Here is a 15,883-nt window from a genome sequence, read left to right on the forward strand (position 1 = left end):
CCACTGCCTTCCGGCTTCCATTCATCCCTGATCAGCTGCCAGACTCGGTTCATCTGGACTGATTTCATGCCGTTGCTGCTTTCAGGTCGGGGTTTCCGCCGTGAACTGGAATCTGCCGGTGTCATGGCAGTCCATGCTCCGCTTGAAGGCGGCGCAGAGACTCGCCTGCTGAGGCGTCTGCGTGCTGCCGGTTACCGCACCCATATCACCTCGGCACGAGGTCTCGGAGATCCTGAGGTGTTCCTCTTTCAGAAACATGGCGTGCGCCCTCCACATCTCGGACATCAAAGTGTCGGACGTGGCGCAGCAGTTGGTGAGGTGCAGGAGGTCATGCCCCAGCTCGGAGAGATGTTGCTGGGTAATAAACCTGTTGTTCTCTGGTTGATCGAGGGGCAGGTGTTGTCTCGATCTGAGTTGCTTTCCCTGTGTGATCTTTGTCGGCGTGAGCCGCGTTTGAAGCTGGTTGTGGAAATGGGTGGTGCCCGCAGCCTCCGCTGGCAGCCGATGACACGGCTGCTGGGAGCCTGAACGCCTGTCTTCTGCCGGTCACCGGACCATTGATGGCCGGTGACGATGCCCTTGGCGAGGGGCGTTGGGTCAAGTTGATCTGTGGGGCCAGCAATCAGGACCTGGCTGCGGTGGCTGATCTCTGCGCGCTTTATGCGGTTGCGGGTGTTCAGTGTGTTGATGTGGCAGCCGATGCGGCTGTTGTGAATGCTGCTCGAACGGGTCTCAGCTGGGCCCGTGAACGCACCGGTCATGCTCCCTGGTTGATGGTCAGCGTCAGCGATGGTCGCGATGCCCATTTCCGCAAGGCTGTCTTTGACCCTTCCCGCTGCCCGCCGGATTGTCCCCGGCCCTGCGAGCGAGTTTGTCCGGCTGATGCCATTCACGCCGGTCCGGGTGTCGACCCAAGCCGTTGTTATGGCTGTGGGCGCTGTTTGCCGGCTTGTCCGCTTGGACTGATTGAAACCTCCGATCATCGGGTGGGGCTCGATAATCTCGCCCCTCTGCTCGCAGAGCTGCAACCCGATGCGCTTGAGGTGCACACCGCGCCGGATCGTTTCGAGGAATTTGAACGCACGCTTGATCAGGTTGTTGCGTCCTCAGTTTCGCTGCGCAGGCTTGCGGTGAGCTGCGGACTGGAGGGGCATGGACTGCGCGCAGCGGATCTGGTTACGGAGCTCTGGGGGCGCCACGAGGCTTTGCGAAAGCGCGGGTTTCGTCCTCTCTGGCAGCTGGATGGACGTCCGATGAGTGGCGATGTCGGTGCAGGCACGGCCCGCGCGGCTCTGCGTCTCTGGCAGCAGGTCCGGACCAGCGCACCTCCCGGGCCGTTGCAGCTGGCGGGAGGCACCAACGGCGCGACAATTGGTTTGCTGGAGGGCCTGGGGCTGCCGCGTTCCAGTGGTCCTGCCGGCGTCGCCTTCGGTGGCATGGCCCGTTCGATTGTGCAACCGCTTCTGCAGGAGGCGGAATGCCGCCGGACCACATTGCGTGACTGGCCTTTTGGCTGGGAGCAGGCTCTGGCGCTGGCCCGTGATCTTGTAACCCCCTGGCTTTCACGCCCCTGACTGTCCCGATTGGGGACACAGTCCTGCTAGAAGGCGTTCAGCTCCTGATGAGCACTGGGAGCCTGGGCCATGGGTACTGAGCGCATCACCGATGATCTGCAGCGGCTGCTCGCGCTGTTGCCAACTGCAGTTCAGGAAGCTCTTGCGCCTGCTGACCGTCGTGATCAGCTGCTTGAGGTCGTGCTCGATCTCGGTCGGATTCCTGAGGCGCGTTATCCAGGTCGCTCGGTAGAACTCGGCGAGAGCTGCCTCGAGCGCCAGGATCTTGTTGAGATGGTGGGCAGGATTGGCCAATTCGGCGCCGACAATCGTGCCGGCATCGAGCGAACCCTGCATCGCATCAGTGCCGTCCGTAATCGGAGAGGTGATGTGGTGGGCCTCACCTGTCGTGTGGGACGTGCCGTTTTCGGAACAGTCGCCATCGTTCGTGATCTGCTCGACAGCGGTGAGTCACTCCTGCTGATGGGACGCCCCGGTGTGGGCAAGACCACAGCCCTAAGGGAAATTGCCCGTGTTCTGGCAGATGATCTGCACAAACGGGTCGTTGTGATCGACACCAGCAATGAAATTGCCGGTGACGGAGACATTCCACATCCAGCGATTGGTCGTGCCAGGCGTATGCAGGTGTCCAAGCCTGAACTCCAGCATCAGGTGATGATCGAGGCGGTCGAAAATCACATGCCTGAGGTCATCGTGATTGATGAGATCGGCACAGAGCTGGAAGCTCAGGCGGCACGAACAATCGCAGAGCGGGGCGTGATGCTCGTGGCCACCGCCCACGGCAATGCTCTTGCCAATCTGATCAAGAATCCAACGCTCTGCGATCTGGTGGGCGGGATTGAGTCCGTCACCCTGGGTGACGATGAGGCTCGACGTCGCCGAACCCAGAAAACGGTTCTGGAGCGTGCCGCTGAACCCACATTCCCGCTCGCTGTGGAGATGCACAGCCGTCATCGCTGGGCCGTTCACGATGATGTTGGGCGCACGGTGGATCTGTTGCTGCGTGGACAAAGTCCCAGGCCTCAGGAGCGTGAGCTGATGGCGGATGGAGGTGTCAGGCTGGTCGATCCCGAACCATCAGTGCCGCAGCCTCCTCAGCGTCGGCCTGCCCTGGCCGTTGTTCCATTGCCCGACCCCAGGCGTTCCGGTCCCAGCAACCGTGGTTCCGAAAAGTCCCCCGCTGATGTGGCCTTGCGCGAGGTGAAGCTGCAGGTGCTCTGTTGTGGACTCAGTCGGCAGCGACTTGAAGAGGCTGTCCGCTGCCATGGCTGGCCCGTCAGTGCCGTTGACGATCTGGCGTGTGCTGATGTGCTGCTGAGCGTGCGTCAAGGGTTGGGACGCCAGCCCGAGCTGCGCCGACAGGCAAGGGAGGCCGGGGTGCCGATTCTTGTGATCAAGTCGGACTCTCTGGCCCAGGTTGAGCGAGCTCTTGAGCGCCTGCTCAACCGCCAGACCCTGCCGAGGAAGGATCACGAGCCTGAGGCGTCATCAGACGAGCCTGACCGAGATGACGCCTTGGCTGCTCTTGAGGAATGTCGTCTTGCGGTGGAGCAGATTGTGATGCCGCAGGGTCGTCCGGTTGAACTCCTGCCCCGTAATGAGAACGTCCTCCAGATGCAGGCGGATCTTGTGGCGCGTTACAGCCTCAAGAGCGATGTCTATGGATCCAGTGACCAACGCCGGCTCAGGGTTTTCCCCCCATGATCAACGATCTAGTGGCCCCAATGCATTGACGAAGGTCACTCCATTGTGAGTAACTATTTAAACCCCAGAGTTGACCTCCGTAGGGAGTCTCATAACTGGAGTCAATGGGCCGTCGCCAAGCGGTAAGGCAGCGGGTTTTGGTCTCGCCATTCCTAGGTTCGAATCCTAGCGGCCCAGTTTTTTTTGAACTTCGGTGCTTTCCCCCAGTCTGCTGGTCTTTGATTTTGACGGCGTGATTGTGGATGGGATGAATGAGTACTGGTGGAGTGCTCGTCGTGCCTGCCTGCGTCTGCATCCTGCTGTCGATCTTCCTGAGTCCACACCTCCAGAGTTCAGGCAGCTCAGGCCTTGGATTCATCACGGTTGGGAGATGGTGCTGATCGCGGCATTGATCTCTGAGCAATGCGGCCCTCTCGAGCAGCTCGGGGTCCACGAGTTTGTGCATGATTACGCGGCGCATTGCACAGCTGCACTGAAACGTTTCAGCTGGACGCCTGCCTTGCTGCAGCAAGCACTGGAGGCGGTGCGGGCCGATGCGGTGCGGACCGATCGTGATGCCTGGCTGGCTCTGCATCAGCCCTATCCGGGCGTGCCTGAACGTTTGAATGCTTTTTCGGAAGAGAACATGGCCTGGGCTGTGCTGACCACAAAGGCACGTGATTTCACGGCCGAGCTGCTCGCCTCGATGGGGCTCAAACCTGAACGGCTGGATGGCCATGAGTCGGGATCGAAGCCTGAGGTGCTGCGCCGCCTCGCCTGCGACTGGACCTTGAGCGGTTTTGTTGAGGACCGTCGCCCCACTCTGGAAACCGTTCGTGCCACCCCAGGTCTTGAATCCCTGCCCTGCTGGCTGGTCAGCTGGGGATACCTGAGACCTACTGATTTCACTGATCCCTCCGGTGCCATTCGCCTGCTGCGACCAGAGCAGTTCGCAGCCCCCTTGGCGGACTGGCCCTGATTCGATAACGTACATCTGTACTACGTGAGACGGATGGCCTGGATCGGGGCACTGGATGATCTGTCCGGTCTCTGAATCCCACCGAGGCGTCGGTTCATCCGCCGTCCCGATCAGCTGCCTGCGGCGTTCTTCTGCTCTTTAACTGTTTCAGCCATGCCAGCCGATGTGAAAGCCTCCCAGTCCCCCGGTGGAGATGTCCGCCCAGGTGAGCGCGATAAAGCGCTCAATCTCGTGCTCGGTCAGATCGAGCGCAACTTCGGCAAGGGATCGATCATGCGTCTTGGAGACGCATCCCGAATGAGGGTGGAAACAATCTCCACCGGAGCCCTCACTCTTGATCTCGCTTTGGGTGGTGGATATCCCAAGGGACGTGTCGTTGAGGTCTATGGGCCCGAAAGTTCTGGTAAGACCACGTTGACCTTGCATGCCATTGCCGAGGTTCAGCGCAATGGAGGCGTCGCAGCCTTTGTGGATGCCGAGCATGCTCTCGACCCGGTTTATGCCGCGTCACTGGGAGTGGATGTGGAAAATCTGCTGGTATCGCAGCCGGATACAGGCGAGATGGCGCTGGAGATTGTGGATCAGCTGGTCCGTTCCGCGGCTGTCGACATCGTGGTGGTTGATTCCGTCGCCGCTCTCACGCCCCGTGCCGAGATCGAGGGTGAGATGGGAGACCTTGCGGTGGGCAGTCAGGCCCGCCTGATGAGCCAGGCGATGCGCAAGATCACCGGCAACATCGGCAAGTCCGGTTGCACGGTGATTTTCCTCAATCAGCTGCGTCTCAAGATCGGCGTCACCTATGGCAATCCAGAAACCACCACCGGTGGTAACGCCCTCAAGTTCTATGCCTCAGTGCGGCTTGATATCCGCCGTATTCAAACGCTGAAGCGCGGTACCGAGGAGTACGGTATCCGCGCCAAGGTGAAGGTGGCTAAGAACAAGGTGGCTCCCCCTTTCCGCATTGCGGAATTCGACATTCTCTTCGGTCGGGGGATCAGCACGCTGGGTTGTCTGCTGGATCTGGCTGAGGAGACGGGTGTGGTCACTCGCAAGGGTGCCTGGTACAGCTATGAGGGCGACAACATCGGTCAGGGTCGTGACAACACCATTGGTTGGCTGGAACAAAATCCGGAGGCCAAGGATGCCATTGAAGTGTTGGTGCGGCAGAAGCTGACGGAAGGTTCAGAAGTGACGTCCAATTCCATGCGTCCTCTCGCGGCTGCGGCACGTTCGGCTGCTGCCAAGCCTCTCGCCAAGTCCGCTGAAGTTGCTGCTCCGTCGAAGGACGCAGCCTGATCATCCCTGCTGGATCTGTGAGGAGCTGCATTCACTGCGGCTTCTCTGCAGATTGCCTGCGATGCGTTGAAGCTCCTGAATGGCTTCTGCGCCTTCAAATTTCACCAGTTCGCGCCCATTGCGGGATTCGACCCAGCTGATCCCGAAGTCAGAGACCAGAAAGCGCACCATGTGCTGCTCGCCCAGTTCGGCCATGAATGAGGCTCCACTTCCGTCCTGACCGTCATCGCAGACATAGCAGGTTGCGGTGATGCCCTGTTTCCTGAGATTTGCTGCCAGAGCCTGCAGACTCATCACCAGATCGTGGACGACCGAGCGGTATTGCTCGGAAAGTCTGAGGAACACGAAGAACACCATCCAGGTTCAAATGACCCTAAAGGTTTTCTTCCGAATTCAGGGCGCCTGGTGTGCTTTCCCGGTTTTAAGGGCTGTCGGCCAGTGTCCAGAATCCGGCGGCAGGGCCGATGAAGCGCACCACCACCCAGAACAGCACCAGGGCTGCGATTCCGATCCAGGCGCCTCGTGTGGTGATCGACACGAATTGCGTGGCCTGGGCGCGAGTCAGCGGTAACCAGGCGATAAACCGCTCAGCATCCTTGGGGTCTGGTTTGCGCTGGCGAGGTGGCAGTCCCTGACTGGCACGGCGTCGTGCTTCTCCCATCCCAGGCCTCACAAGCTGTTGATCAGCCTAGAAGTGATTGTCAGTCTGGACGAAGTCTCTGCAACGAGTCCCAGGGTTCAAGGGCTCGCAGCACCTGCTCTCCCCAGCTGCGTCCGCGCACCCTGCCGTCGAGGATGGCCAGGCGACCGCCGCTGCGCCTCAGAGAGGCAATGGCAGGGATCAGGGTCGCCAGTGCTTCCGGGAGCAGAAGCGTGCGAAACCAATCACGCCCCTGTCGCTTCAGCGACTCCACTCGGGCTGCGGTGAGTGGGTCCTCCAGGCTGGCGATCGGCAGCATGGCTGCAATCAGCTGTTCCGGTTCAGGCAGCAGATGTTGATGGCTCAACCACCAGCTCCAGCTGCAGCAGATCACTCCGTTTGACTCCGGTGCCGTGATTTCCAGGGTGACCCTGCTGCCGAACTCCGCCGCGAGTTCGCTGCAGAGACGCTGACGCATGCATGGATCATCAACCAGCACGCCGGTCAAGCCAGATCGGCCCAGGATCAGGCGTCGGCTCTGTTCCAGCAGATGTCCGGCGAAAATTTCCGTGTTCGGCAATGGCTGACGTCTGGGCAGATAGATCGGCAGCGTTTCTCCTCGCGGGGCATCGCGCAGATCAATGCGCAGCTCCTCGCTGTCACTGTTCGGCTCGTCGCCATGACGACGACAGCCACCATCTCCATGGATCAGTGTCCAGGGATGGTTCAAGAAGAGTGATTCCAGCGTGATCAGTGGTTCCAGCGGTTGCAACTGCCAGCTCCACTGAAGGGTGTTTGGATTCACGCGAGCCCAGCTGGCCCATGACGCTCGGTCCATGGAGATCAGCTGGCACCACGGTTGTGGTGTTGGTCCGAGCAACTGCAGCAGATCGCACACCATGGTCAGAGCGCTCTCGGGCATGGCGAGGTCGCGGTTCGTTCCGCCTCCAGGGGCGACAAGCTGGCGGCTCAGGCGTTCGTGCAGATCGAGCAAACCCTCTCCGGCGGAGGGAAATGCTGCTCGCAGCTCCTCCCAGTGATGGGAGTCGATCTTCACGGTCATGGCTCGCCGAAGACGGTCTGGCAGCCACTCCGCCTCCGGAATCACCAGATGGTCGTCTGAACGGAGTTGTCCGCTGCGATGGACATCCAGAAGCTGTTGGGGTGTCAACAGCCAGATCTGGTCTCCGGGCGGGGGATCAAAGCCTGTCCAGCAGCCCAGCCTTAATCCGCTCTCCAGCAGACGTGGCCGTTCAACGTGCAGCAGCCGCTGGTGTTGTGTCGGCTCGAGAACCAGCACGGTGTGATCTCTGCGCAGGCTGAGGGGCACCAGCAGGGCCAGCCACCAGCGGTCGCTGCTGCCCGCGGAGAGTTGGATTCTGGTTCGATCCTGTCGTCGCAGGCTTCGGCCCACCAGCCGACTCAGGGTCAGTTGGTGCTCCCATTGTCCTGCTTCTCCCCTGAGCAGGTGCTTGAGCTGCTGATGGGCCTGGACTTCCAGCATTTGAGCAGCCTAAGGAGCGCTGGGACGCTCATCGGTTCAGGCTGAGCTGTTCCGATCCCTGCATGGGTCGAGCAACATGGGCTGGATGCACACAGCGGTGATGGATCAGGAGCGGATCGCAGAACTGGCTGGTTTCAGCAGGGTCGGTGTTGTGGGTCTTGGCCTGATCGGTGGCTCGATCGGCCTTGATCTGCGTGCTCTTGGGGTCAGCGTTCAGGGCCTTGTGCATCGAGACAGCACAGCGGAGCGTGCCCTTCAGCGGGGGCTGGTCGATGCTGTCAGCTGCGACCCTGCCTGCCTCGAGGGCTGCGATCTTGTCGTGCTGGCGTTGCCGCTGGAGGCCTTGCTGCAGCCGCAAGATGCGCTGCTCAAAGCCCTGCCGTCAGAAGCCGTCGTCACGGACGTGGGGTCGGTGAAGGGAGCCGTCCTCGATGTCTGGAGAGACCTTCATCCCCGCTTCGTGGCGTCTCATCCGATGGCAGGGACTGCCGAGTCAGGGGTGGAGTCGGGTTGCCGCGGTCTGTTCAGAGGACGCGCCTGGGTTGGAACGCCGGAAGCTGAGACAGCCCCCGAAGCCGTGAAGCAGGTGAGAGCCCTGGCTTGCTCGCTCGGAGCACACTGGATCAGTGCGGATCCGCTCATTCATGATCAGGCTGTTGCCCTGATCTCGCATCTGCCCGTGATGGTGAGCGCAGCACTGCTACGCGTGCTCGGGGAGGAGCGAGACCCACGTGTGCGTGATCTTGCGCGTCAACTGGCCTCCAGCGGTTTCGCGGATACAACCAGAGTCGGTGGCGGTAATCCAGCGCTGGGAACGGCGATGGCCTGCCGCAATACCCCCGCACTGTTGAAGTCTCTTGCCGCCTATCGATGGAGCCTCGAGCAGCTGGAAGAGGCAATCCTCAACGGCCACTGGGCTCAACTGGAGCAGGAGTTGGAAAAGACCCGTGCATTGCGTCCCGGTTTCCTGGAGCCCCCTTCTGATCCAGCTATGCCGCAAGCCTGATGTTCAGGCCTCGCGCAGCCATTAACTGCCTGCATGCCATCAGTGCCGACAGGCTGACGCCAGCGGTGCCCTCTCCGGGATGAATCGAATCACCGCACAGCCACAGCTGGGGAATGGGTGTGCGGCTGGCCAGTCCGAAGGGGCCGAAGCGACCTGGGCTCTGACCGAGACCACCCACAACGCCATTCGGTCGACCGGTCCAGTGGGCGAATCCTCTCGGTGTTGCCAGTTCCTGATGCAGCCAGGCCTCATCCGGCAGATTCAGAGCGGCATTGACGTCTTGTCGAATTGAATCCTGAAGCTCTCGTTTGCGCTGCTGGTAAGCCTTCTCATCCATATCCTGCCAACCCTCCGGTGAGGTGAAGACACTGGCGATCACGGTGGCCTGGCCCTTCGGGGCTCGGCCATCACCATCGCGGCTGATCGACAAGAAGAGTGAGCCGGGAGAGTTGCCGTCGCGCTGAAGATGTCCGGGGCAGTCATCCGGCAGCTGATGCCGTTCGACAGCGCCATAGAACACAAGCGCTCCGCTCGGCGCCTTCAAGCTGTTGAGGTGCTTGCGGTACTGGTCGGGCATCTGTTCTTGGTCTGGAATCAGCTCTGGCAGGCACTGGGGTGGAAGGCTGCAGATGATTTCGCTGGCACGCAGGCATTGCTGCACTTTCGCAGGCGCTTCAACCCTGACCGACCATCCAGGTTGTCCGTCGTCGCGGTCCAGTTTCAGCGCGCGATGGCGCAGAAGCACACGCCCACCATCGCGTTCCAGGGCAGTGGCCAGCTGCTCGCTGAGGCTTTGCATCGATCCGTGGAGATGCCAGAGACCAAGCGGGGCCTGGCACATCTGCAAGACCGTGGCGCCATAGAGGGCTGCGGTGCGGTCACTCGGTTGCTGTGAATAAAGCCGCAGCTGCAGGTCGAGAAAGCGTCGCAGTCGAGGGTCTCCAGCGCATCCGCTGAGGCTCAGCAGATCGGAAACCGTGAGCAGACTGAGGGGGGCACAAGCCAGATTTCCGGGGCTCAGCGCAGCCAGGGTGCGTCCGAGATCCCAGCCGGTGCGAACAGGCAGCACTGGATCAGCCGCTGCAAACTGCCAGTTCTGCTGATGAATCCAGCTGCACAGTTGCCAGAAGCGTTCACTGTCGGGGAATTGCTGGCTGCGTTCCTGGCGCCAGCGCTGGGGATCATGCCAGAGATGCACCGGAGGTGACCCGTCATTGAGGTCCACCACGCAGCCAGGGTCCAGCTGTTCGGCTTCAGGCGGTTGGATGCCCAGGTGCTGGAAGAGGCGAGCATGACTCCCTCCTGGTTCCAGTCCCGCAACCTGTGTGGCACCCACATCAAAAATGAAGCGACCCCGTCGGAACGTTCCAGCACAACCGCCCAGCTGATGGTGCGCCTCCAGCAGGGTGACGGTCAAACCCTCATGGGCCAGCAGGGCTGCGGCGGTGAGGCCGGCAATGCCCCCACCGATCACGATCACGTCCTGGACTGATTCCATCGCGGCATGCTGGCAGCAGAGTTGGATCAACGTGGATGCGTGATCAGCTGGAACGGGCTCTGGCGGCGGACGCTGAGGTGCTTGAGGGGCGAGAGGTGGTGGGTCTGCGCAGTGTGGGCGGGGGCAGTGTCGGATCCACGTGGCGGCTGAGTCTGAGCGATGGTGAGCAACTGTTTGTCAAGGTGGCTCAGACGGCCAACCTGCTGGCTGAACAGTCAGGATTGCAGTCTTTGCGTCACTGGGCTGATCCAGCCTTGATCGAAGTGCCCCAGGTGCTGGGTTGCTTACCACTTGCTGGCAAGTCAGCTTTGGTGATGGCCTGGTGGGATGCCAGCAGCGGAGATCAGTTCCGCCTGGGCCGGGGACTGGCGAAGCTGCATCGTGCGTCGGCTGTGGCCGGGCCTGGTTGTTTTGGCTGGGATCACGATGGCTTCATCGGTCTGGGGCCCCAACCCTCGGGATGGTGTGACAGCTGGGGTGATGCGTTCACTCAACTCAGACTGCACCCCCAGCTGTGCCTGGCCAGTGCGTGGGGGCTGGCTGCGCAGGAGTGGGAGCCACTGCTTGGACCGATCGCTGCATGGCTGAATGCTCATGCTCCTGAGCCCTGTCTGGTGCATGGCGATCTGTGGGCCGGCAATGCCGCGGTCCTGGCTGACGGTCGTGGTCTCTTGATTGATCCCGCCAGCTGGTGGGCTGATCGCGAGGTGGATCTGGCCATGACCCGTCTGTTCGGTGGCTTCTCCCGTCGCTTTATGGAGGGTTACAGCAGTGAATGGCCGCTCCAGGATGGTGCAGAACACAGAATTGAAGTTCTGAATCTCTATCACTTGTTGAATCACGCCAACCTTTTTGGGGGTGGATACAAACAACAAAGCCGCGAGATCTTCAAGGATCTGCGGCTCGCCTTGCTCTAAAAAGATTCAGCTTGGCTCTTACGGTTGAGATTCGGTCGCTTCAGCCCAAGTACTCCTTGCGCAGAGTCTGGATCCGGGCAACGAGTGCATTGCGCTTGTCACTTGTCGTGAGGTTCTTCCAGCTCCATTGTCCGACGACCACAACGCCGAGCAGTTCCAGCAAGCCTGGGACAACCGGCAGCAAATTGATCGTGTCGAGAATTCCTTTGATCAGGATCTGGGCAACGATCACAGCGGCGAAAATGCCAACAACCTTGCCGATGCGACCTGCCTGGCTCCAGTCGACCTTGTCGAGGGTTTCGTTCACCTTGCCGAGGACGTCTTTGTAGCGCTCAGCGAATGCGACGTTGTCGCTTGTGGCGCTTTCAGTCGACTGCGTAGTGGTTTCGTCGCTCATGACGCCTAGGCTGGCTACTAATACTCCGCGACGATATCGGCAAGATCACTGGAATGCCATGCCGGCTCCGCATCGATCTCGATTGTCTGATGATTCTCAGGGCCTCACTGAAGGCCGTTTCGCCGGAAGAGGGCTGCGCACTGCTGCTTGGCAACTCAGCACCTGATCCGCATGTGCACTTTGTATGGCCCTGCTGCAATGTCTGGGGCCCTGGTTTCGGCGGATTCAGCGATCCGATCAATGCAGATGGCGATCGAGCGCAGATCTCGGCTTCGCGCCGATCACGGTTTGCACTCGATCCTCGTGAGCAGATCGCTGCCCAGCGATGGTCTCGTCAGAGAGGTTGGCGCATTCTTGGCAGTGCACACTCCCATCCAGGGGGGCAGCCGGTGCCCAGTGCACTGGACAGGCAATGGGCTGCCGGGGAGGGGGTCGTGCTCATTGATGCCGGTACTGCCGGTGTCCGAGCCTGGTGGTTGCAGGGGCCTCGGCAGGGGGCGCCCGACAGACCTGTCAGTGCGCTTTCAATGGTTGTCCACAGCAACGCAACGGTGGGAGACACTATGAATACGTGTCCCGATGACGCGTTCCTGCCTTTGCAATGACGGAACACTTTTCGGATCCCGAGCTGAGTGCACAGGAGCGAGGACGTTATGCCCGCCACCTCACACTCCCGGAGTTTGGGGTCATCGGCCAGAAGCGTTTGAAAGCGACTTCGGTGCTGTGTGTTGGGGCAGGTGGGCTCGGCTCGCCCCTATTGATGTATTTGGCGGCGGCTGGTGTTGGTCGCATCGGCATTGTTGACGATGATCGCGTGGAGGTTTCCAATCTCCAGCGGCAGGTGATTCATGCTGAAAGTCGCCTCGGTCAGCTGAAGACGGACTCCGCCTCTGAGAGGATCCTGGGTCTCAATTCCCATTGTCAGGTAGAGCAGCATGCCTGTCGGCTTACAACCACGAATGCCATCGAGCTGATCGAGGGCCATGACCTGGTGGTGGATGGTTCCGATAACTTTCCCACTCGCTATCTGATCAACGACGTCTGCGCCTTGCTCAACAAGCCGTGGGTGTATGGCTCCGTGCAGCGCTTTGAGGGGCAGGTCAGTGTCTTCAACAAGGGCCCCCAGTCACCGGATTACCGCGATCTGGTTCCAGAGCCACCGCCCCCGGGCCTTGTTCCCTCCTGCGCCGATGGAGGTGTGGTTGGGGTGATGCCGGGGTTGATTGGGCTGCTTCAAGCCACCGAAACCATCAAGTTGCTGGCAGGGATCGGAGAATCTCTGGATGGAAGGCTGCTGCTGGTGGACGGCCTGACCATGCGATTCCGTGAGCTCCGTCTGCAGCGCCGACCCCATCGCCCTCCCATCACAGCCCTGGTCGACTACGAGGCGTTCTGTAGCGTCGAAGATTCCGGACGTCTTGAGGGAGCGTCAAGCGTGAGAAGCATTTCCGTGAAGGAGCTCAGCGCATTGTTGGAAGACGGCGGTGAGCTGGAGCTGATTGACGTGCGCAATCCTTCTGAAGCAGACGTGGCCGTGATCCCTCGATCGCAACTGATCCCGCTTGCAAGAATCGAGAACGGAGAGGGGATCGACGAGATTCGCCGCCTTGCTGGTGATCGACCGATCTATGTGCACTGCAAGCTGGGGGGACGCTCCGCGCGGGCGGTCGAGCTTCTGACTCAGCATGGAATCGATGCCACCAATGTGTCGGGAGGGATCGATGCCTGGTCACAGGAAGTGGATCCTGGAGTCCCCCGTTACTGAGATTCTGACCAGGGTCTTAGTAATCAACCCCGCGCTTGAGGTCGACGCCCTGTTCGACGTAATGCTTGTGGCAGACCATTTCCGAATGGACACTCGCCAGATCGAAGTAGGCCGGTGGGTGTTTGCAGCGACCAGTGATGATCACTTCGGTTTCGGAGGGTTTGCGCACCAGGGCCTGCACGATGGGTTCGACCGGTAGCAGTTCCAGATCCACGGTGGGATTGAGTTCGTCCAGGATCACGGTTTTGTAAAGGCCACTGGCGATCGCCGCTCGGGCGATCTCCCAGGCACGTTCGGCCTCCACGTAGTCGATCGGCTCCTGTTGACCACGCCAGACAATTGCGTCCCGTCCGGAACGCAGGTGGTCCACCAGATGCGGATAGCTTTCGCGTAGAGCTGCGATCGCAGCATCTTCGGTGTAGCCGTTGCCTCCCTTGAGCCACTGCAGGATCAGGACGCGGTGGCTTTTGTCCTGGCTGATACCTCGGCCGATGGCCTGGAGACCTTTCCCCAGGGCACTGGTGGATTTTCCCTTGCCTTCGCCGGTGTAGATCTCGATTCCACCCGGGGATGGGAATGGAAGCAGTGAATCGTCCTTGGGCTCGATTCGCCTGTGGGCGCGCATCTCAGAGTGCAGATCGGCGATATGAATCAACGGTTGTGGGGCAGCGCGTCCGGTGACGATGATTTCCATGCCCTCCGGTCGAGCCGAGAGGGTCTTCACCACATCATTGATGTCGAGCAGCCCGAGATCGAGCACCGGGTTCAGCTCGTCCAGAACCACAACGGAGTAGAGAGCGCTGGCAATAGCGCCTCGCGCGATGTCCCAACCCCGCTGGGCTTCCTGTTGGTCGAATTTGGTGGCTTCGTCAGCGTTGAAATAGTCGGCCCGTCCAGTGCGGACCTGGTCGATCAGGTGAGGGAAACCCTGTTGCAGTGCTTCGATCGCTGCATCCTCGTCGTAGGCCCGACCAGGTCCTTTAAGGAACCGCAGCAGCAGAACCCGGGTTCTCCGTTGTTCGCAGATGCCAAGACCGATGGTGCGCAGCACCACACCGAGTGCTGCCTGGCTTTTGCCCTTGCCCTCTCCGTCGTAGACATGGAGCTGGCCAAGGCTGCGTTCACGGCTGTCGGCAGCTGTGACGATGCCGATGCCTGGCTTGCTGTTGCGTCGAGTTCCGCTCGAGCTGTCGGATGACTGGACTGCGTCCATCGTCGATTTCTAGATGGCGCTTCTTACGATCGGAGCATAACGATATTCCTATTTTCAGCAGTGGCTTTCGAGACCTTGCGCCTGCTGGAACCACTGTCCATCGAGGATGAGCAGAGGCTGAATCAGCTGCGCGCATGGATCCTGGAGTGCGAACGAGTGTTCGTTGCTTACTCAGGAGGAGTGGACAGCACACTTGTTGCTGCCATTGCCCGGGAACAGCTTGGCGACTGCGCGTGTGCCATCACGGGTGTGTCGCCTTCGCTTGCTCCTCATCTGCTGGCTGAAGCGCGTCAGCAGGCGCACTGGCTGGGAATCAGCCACCGCGAAGTGGAAACCAGGGAGCTCGAAGACCCCGCCTACAGCAGCAACCCCACGGATCGTTGTTATGCCTGTAAACGGGAGCTGCACAGCCATCTCGCTCCCATTGCTGAGGCTGCCGAAGGCGCGAGGGTGCTGGATGGTGTGAATCTCGATGACCTCGGCGATCATCGGCCTGGCCTGCAGGCGGCCAGTGAAGCAGGGGTGGGCTCTCCGCTGGCGGATCTGCAGATTGACAAGTCCTGCGTGCGACGACTGTCGAAGGCGATGGGATTTCCCTGGTGGGACAAGCCAGCTCAGCCTTGCCTCGCCTCCAGGTTCCCCTATGGGGAAGCCATCAGCCATGACCGCCTGAGACAGGTTGGTCAAGCCGAAGCTTGGTTGATCAAACGGGGCTTCTCCCGCGTCAGAGTTCGCTCCCAGGGCCTTTCCGCTCGGATCGAGGTTCCTGCGGAGCGGCTCGCTGAATTGCTGGCTCCTGATCTCAGGGTGCCCCTGGTTCAGGCCATGCTTGACATCGGCTTCACCAGTGTGAGCCTCGATCTGGAAGGGTTGGTGAGCGGAAAGCTCAACCGGGTCATACCCGGTTGAGAACCCATTCAGCCGGCCTGGATGCTCGGTGTTCGTTCAGCTTCAGCCATTGCCGCAGGTGTTTCACGCAGAAAGCTGCGCATGGCATGGCTTGCTGCTCCAAGCTCCTGCCTGAGGTGCTCGCAGGCTGATTCGGGCATGGTGTGATCGCCGCAGGTGAACACATCCACGGCGGCATAACCGTTTTCCGGCCAGGTGTGGATTGAGATGTGCGACTCAGCCAGAAGGGCGAGTCCGGTCACACCCTGTGGCTCGAATCGGTGGGTGATGAGGTTGAGAAGAGTGGCACCAGCACGTTTCGCTGCCATCGTGATGGTGGTTCTCAGGAAGGCTTCGTCGTTGAGCTTGCGCTGATCGCAGCCGTAGAGCTCAAGGATGCAATGTTTGCCCACCATGTCAGTCGCATAAGCCTGATTGGGGCTTGGGGCTGAAGCGGTCAAAGCGAGGTCCCATCCCGGGTTGGGATGCAGGCAGGACAGGGTCTGCTCCATCAGGGCATCAA

Annotated in this window: 17 protein-coding genes and 1 tRNA gene; 11 read left to right on the forward strand and 7 right to left on the reverse strand. The window is 60.6% G+C overall.

The annotated features are described in order from the left end of the window. Positions 1 to 66: 66 nt before the first annotated feature. From SynBIOSE41_RS02410 to recA, 6 genes are all read left to right on the forward strand, one after another. A complete protein-coding gene (locus SynBIOSE41_RS02410; protein WP_186539476.1) occupies positions 67 to 528 on the forward strand; it encodes an NAD(P)H-quinone oxidoreductase subunit N in 462 nt (153 codons plus the stop codon). A 32-nt stretch (positions 529 to 560) separates the two neighbouring features. Next, positions 561 to 1,574, forward strand: coding sequence for an LdpA C-terminal domain-containing domain (locus SynBIOSE41_RS02415; RefSeq protein WP_186539477.1), 1,014 nt, complete (start codon positions 561 to 563; stop codon positions 1,572 to 1,574). A 69-nt stretch (positions 1,575 to 1,643) separates the two neighbouring features. After that, positions 1,644 to 3,278, forward strand: a complete 1,635-nt coding sequence (locus tag SynBIOSE41_RS02420; protein ID WP_186539478.1) for an AAA family ATPase — start codon at positions 1,644 to 1,646, stop codon at positions 3,276 to 3,278. Between the two features lie 105 nt (positions 3,279 to 3,383). Continuing rightward, positions 3,384 to 3,455: transfer RNA gene (locus SynBIOSE41_RS02425), tRNA-Gln, on the forward strand. Positions 3,456 to 3,471: 16 nt separating this feature from the next. Then, positions 3,472 to 4,236, forward strand: a complete 765-nt coding sequence (locus SynBIOSE41_RS02430) for an HAD family hydrolase (RefSeq protein WP_255475908.1) — start codon at positions 3,472 to 3,474, stop codon at positions 4,234 to 4,236. Positions 4,237 to 4,389: 153 nt separating this feature from the next. Beyond that, complete coding sequence (recA, locus tag SynBIOSE41_RS02435) at positions 4,390 to 5,532, forward strand: recombinase RecA (protein WP_186539479.1); 1,143 nt, start codon at positions 4,390 to 4,392, stop codon at positions 5,530 to 5,532. Here recA and SynBIOSE41_RS02440 read toward each other — a convergent pair whose 3' ends face one another. From SynBIOSE41_RS02440 to SynBIOSE41_RS02450, 3 genes are all read right to left on the reverse strand, one after another. Continuing rightward, complete coding sequence (locus SynBIOSE41_RS02440) at positions 5,533 to 5,877, reverse strand: DUF1815 family protein (RefSeq protein ID WP_186540706.1); 345 nt, start codon at positions 5,875 to 5,877, stop codon at positions 5,533 to 5,535. It abuts the gene before it with no gap. Between the two features lie 76 nt (positions 5,878 to 5,953). Further along, positions 5,954 to 6,193 carry a DUF2839 domain-containing protein gene (locus SynBIOSE41_RS02445; protein WP_066904418.1) on the reverse strand — a complete coding sequence of 80 codons (240 nt, stop codon included), beginning with the start codon at positions 6,191 to 6,193 and terminating at the stop codon, positions 5,954 to 5,956. Between the two features lie 40 nt (positions 6,194 to 6,233). Beyond that, entirely contained in the window at positions 6,234 to 7,676 is a 1,443-nt protein-coding gene (locus tag SynBIOSE41_RS02450) for a helicase (protein WP_186539480.1), read from the reverse strand. A gap of 85 nt (positions 7,677 to 7,761) precedes the next feature. On the opposite strand from SynBIOSE41_RS02450, the gene SynBIOSE41_RS02455 reads away from it, so the two are divergent. After that, on the forward strand, positions 7,762 to 8,682 hold the full coding sequence (locus SynBIOSE41_RS02455; RefSeq protein ID WP_255476019.1) for a prephenate/arogenate dehydrogenase: 921 nt from the start codon (positions 7,762 to 7,764) through the stop codon (positions 8,680 to 8,682). Here SynBIOSE41_RS02455 and crtD read toward each other — a convergent pair. Beyond that, the gene (crtD, locus tag SynBIOSE41_RS02460; protein ID WP_186539481.1) at positions 8,666 to 10,180 is read right to left on the reverse strand and encodes a C-3',4' desaturase CrtD; all 1,515 of its coding nucleotides are present in this window, start codon (positions 10,178 to 10,180) and stop codon (positions 8,666 to 8,668) included. The genes SynBIOSE41_RS02455 and crtD overlap by 17 nt on opposite strands. 35 nt (positions 10,181 to 10,215) lie before the next feature. Here crtD and SynBIOSE41_RS02465 point away from each other — a divergent pair, with 35 nt between their 5' ends. Continuing rightward, entirely contained in the window at positions 10,216 to 11,097 is an 882-nt protein-coding gene (locus SynBIOSE41_RS02465; protein ID WP_186539482.1) for a fructosamine kinase family protein, read from the forward strand. A 40-nt stretch (positions 11,098 to 11,137) separates the two neighbouring features. On the opposite strand, the gene SynBIOSE41_RS02470 is transcribed toward SynBIOSE41_RS02465, so the two are convergent. Then, the gene (locus SynBIOSE41_RS02470; protein ID WP_066904406.1) at positions 11,138 to 11,494 is read right to left on the reverse strand and encodes a CAAD domain-containing protein; all 357 of its coding nucleotides are present in this window, start codon (positions 11,492 to 11,494) and stop codon (positions 11,138 to 11,140) included. 53 nt (positions 11,495 to 11,547) lie between these two features. On the opposite strand from SynBIOSE41_RS02470, the gene SynBIOSE41_RS02475 reads away from it, so the two are divergent. Both SynBIOSE41_RS02475 and moeB read left to right on the forward strand, forming a co-directional pair. Next, on the forward strand, positions 11,548 to 12,099 hold the full coding sequence (locus tag SynBIOSE41_RS02475) for a M67 family metallopeptidase (protein ID WP_186539483.1): 552 nt from the start codon (positions 11,548 to 11,550) through the stop codon (positions 12,097 to 12,099). Further along, complete coding sequence (gene moeB, locus SynBIOSE41_RS02480; protein WP_186539484.1) at positions 12,096 to 13,259, forward strand: molybdopterin-synthase adenylyltransferase MoeB; 1,164 nt, start codon at positions 12,096 to 12,098, stop codon at positions 13,257 to 13,259. Before SynBIOSE41_RS02475 ends, moeB begins: the two co-directional genes overlap by 4 nt. 16 nt (positions 13,260 to 13,275) lie before the next feature. Here moeB and SynBIOSE41_RS02485 read toward each other — a convergent pair whose 3' ends face one another. Next, positions 13,276 to 14,472 carry a cob(I)yrinic acid a,c-diamide adenosyltransferase gene (locus tag SynBIOSE41_RS02485; RefSeq protein WP_186539485.1) on the reverse strand — a complete coding sequence of 399 codons (1,197 nt, stop codon included), beginning with the start codon at positions 14,470 to 14,472 and terminating at the stop codon, positions 13,276 to 13,278. 60 nt (positions 14,473 to 14,532) lie between these two features. Between SynBIOSE41_RS02485 and larE the strand changes: the two genes are divergently transcribed. Next, complete coding sequence (gene larE / locus SynBIOSE41_RS02490) at positions 14,533 to 15,381, forward strand: ATP-dependent sacrificial sulfur transferase LarE (RefSeq protein ID WP_186539486.1); 849 nt, start codon at positions 14,533 to 14,535, stop codon at positions 15,379 to 15,381. An 8-nt stretch (positions 15,382 to 15,389) separates the two neighbouring features. On the opposite strand, the gene speD is transcribed toward larE, so the two are convergent. Then, on the reverse strand, positions 15,390 to 15,872 hold the full coding sequence (gene speD / locus SynBIOSE41_RS02495; protein WP_186539487.1) for an adenosylmethionine decarboxylase: 483 nt from the start codon (positions 15,870 to 15,872) through the stop codon (positions 15,390 to 15,392). Positions 15,873 to 15,883: the final 11 nt, after the last annotated feature.

It is taken from the genome of Synechococcus sp. BIOS-E4-1, from assembly GCF_014279995.1.
GTDB lineage: Bacteria > Cyanobacteriota > Cyanobacteriia > PCC-6307 > Cyanobiaceae > Synechococcus_C.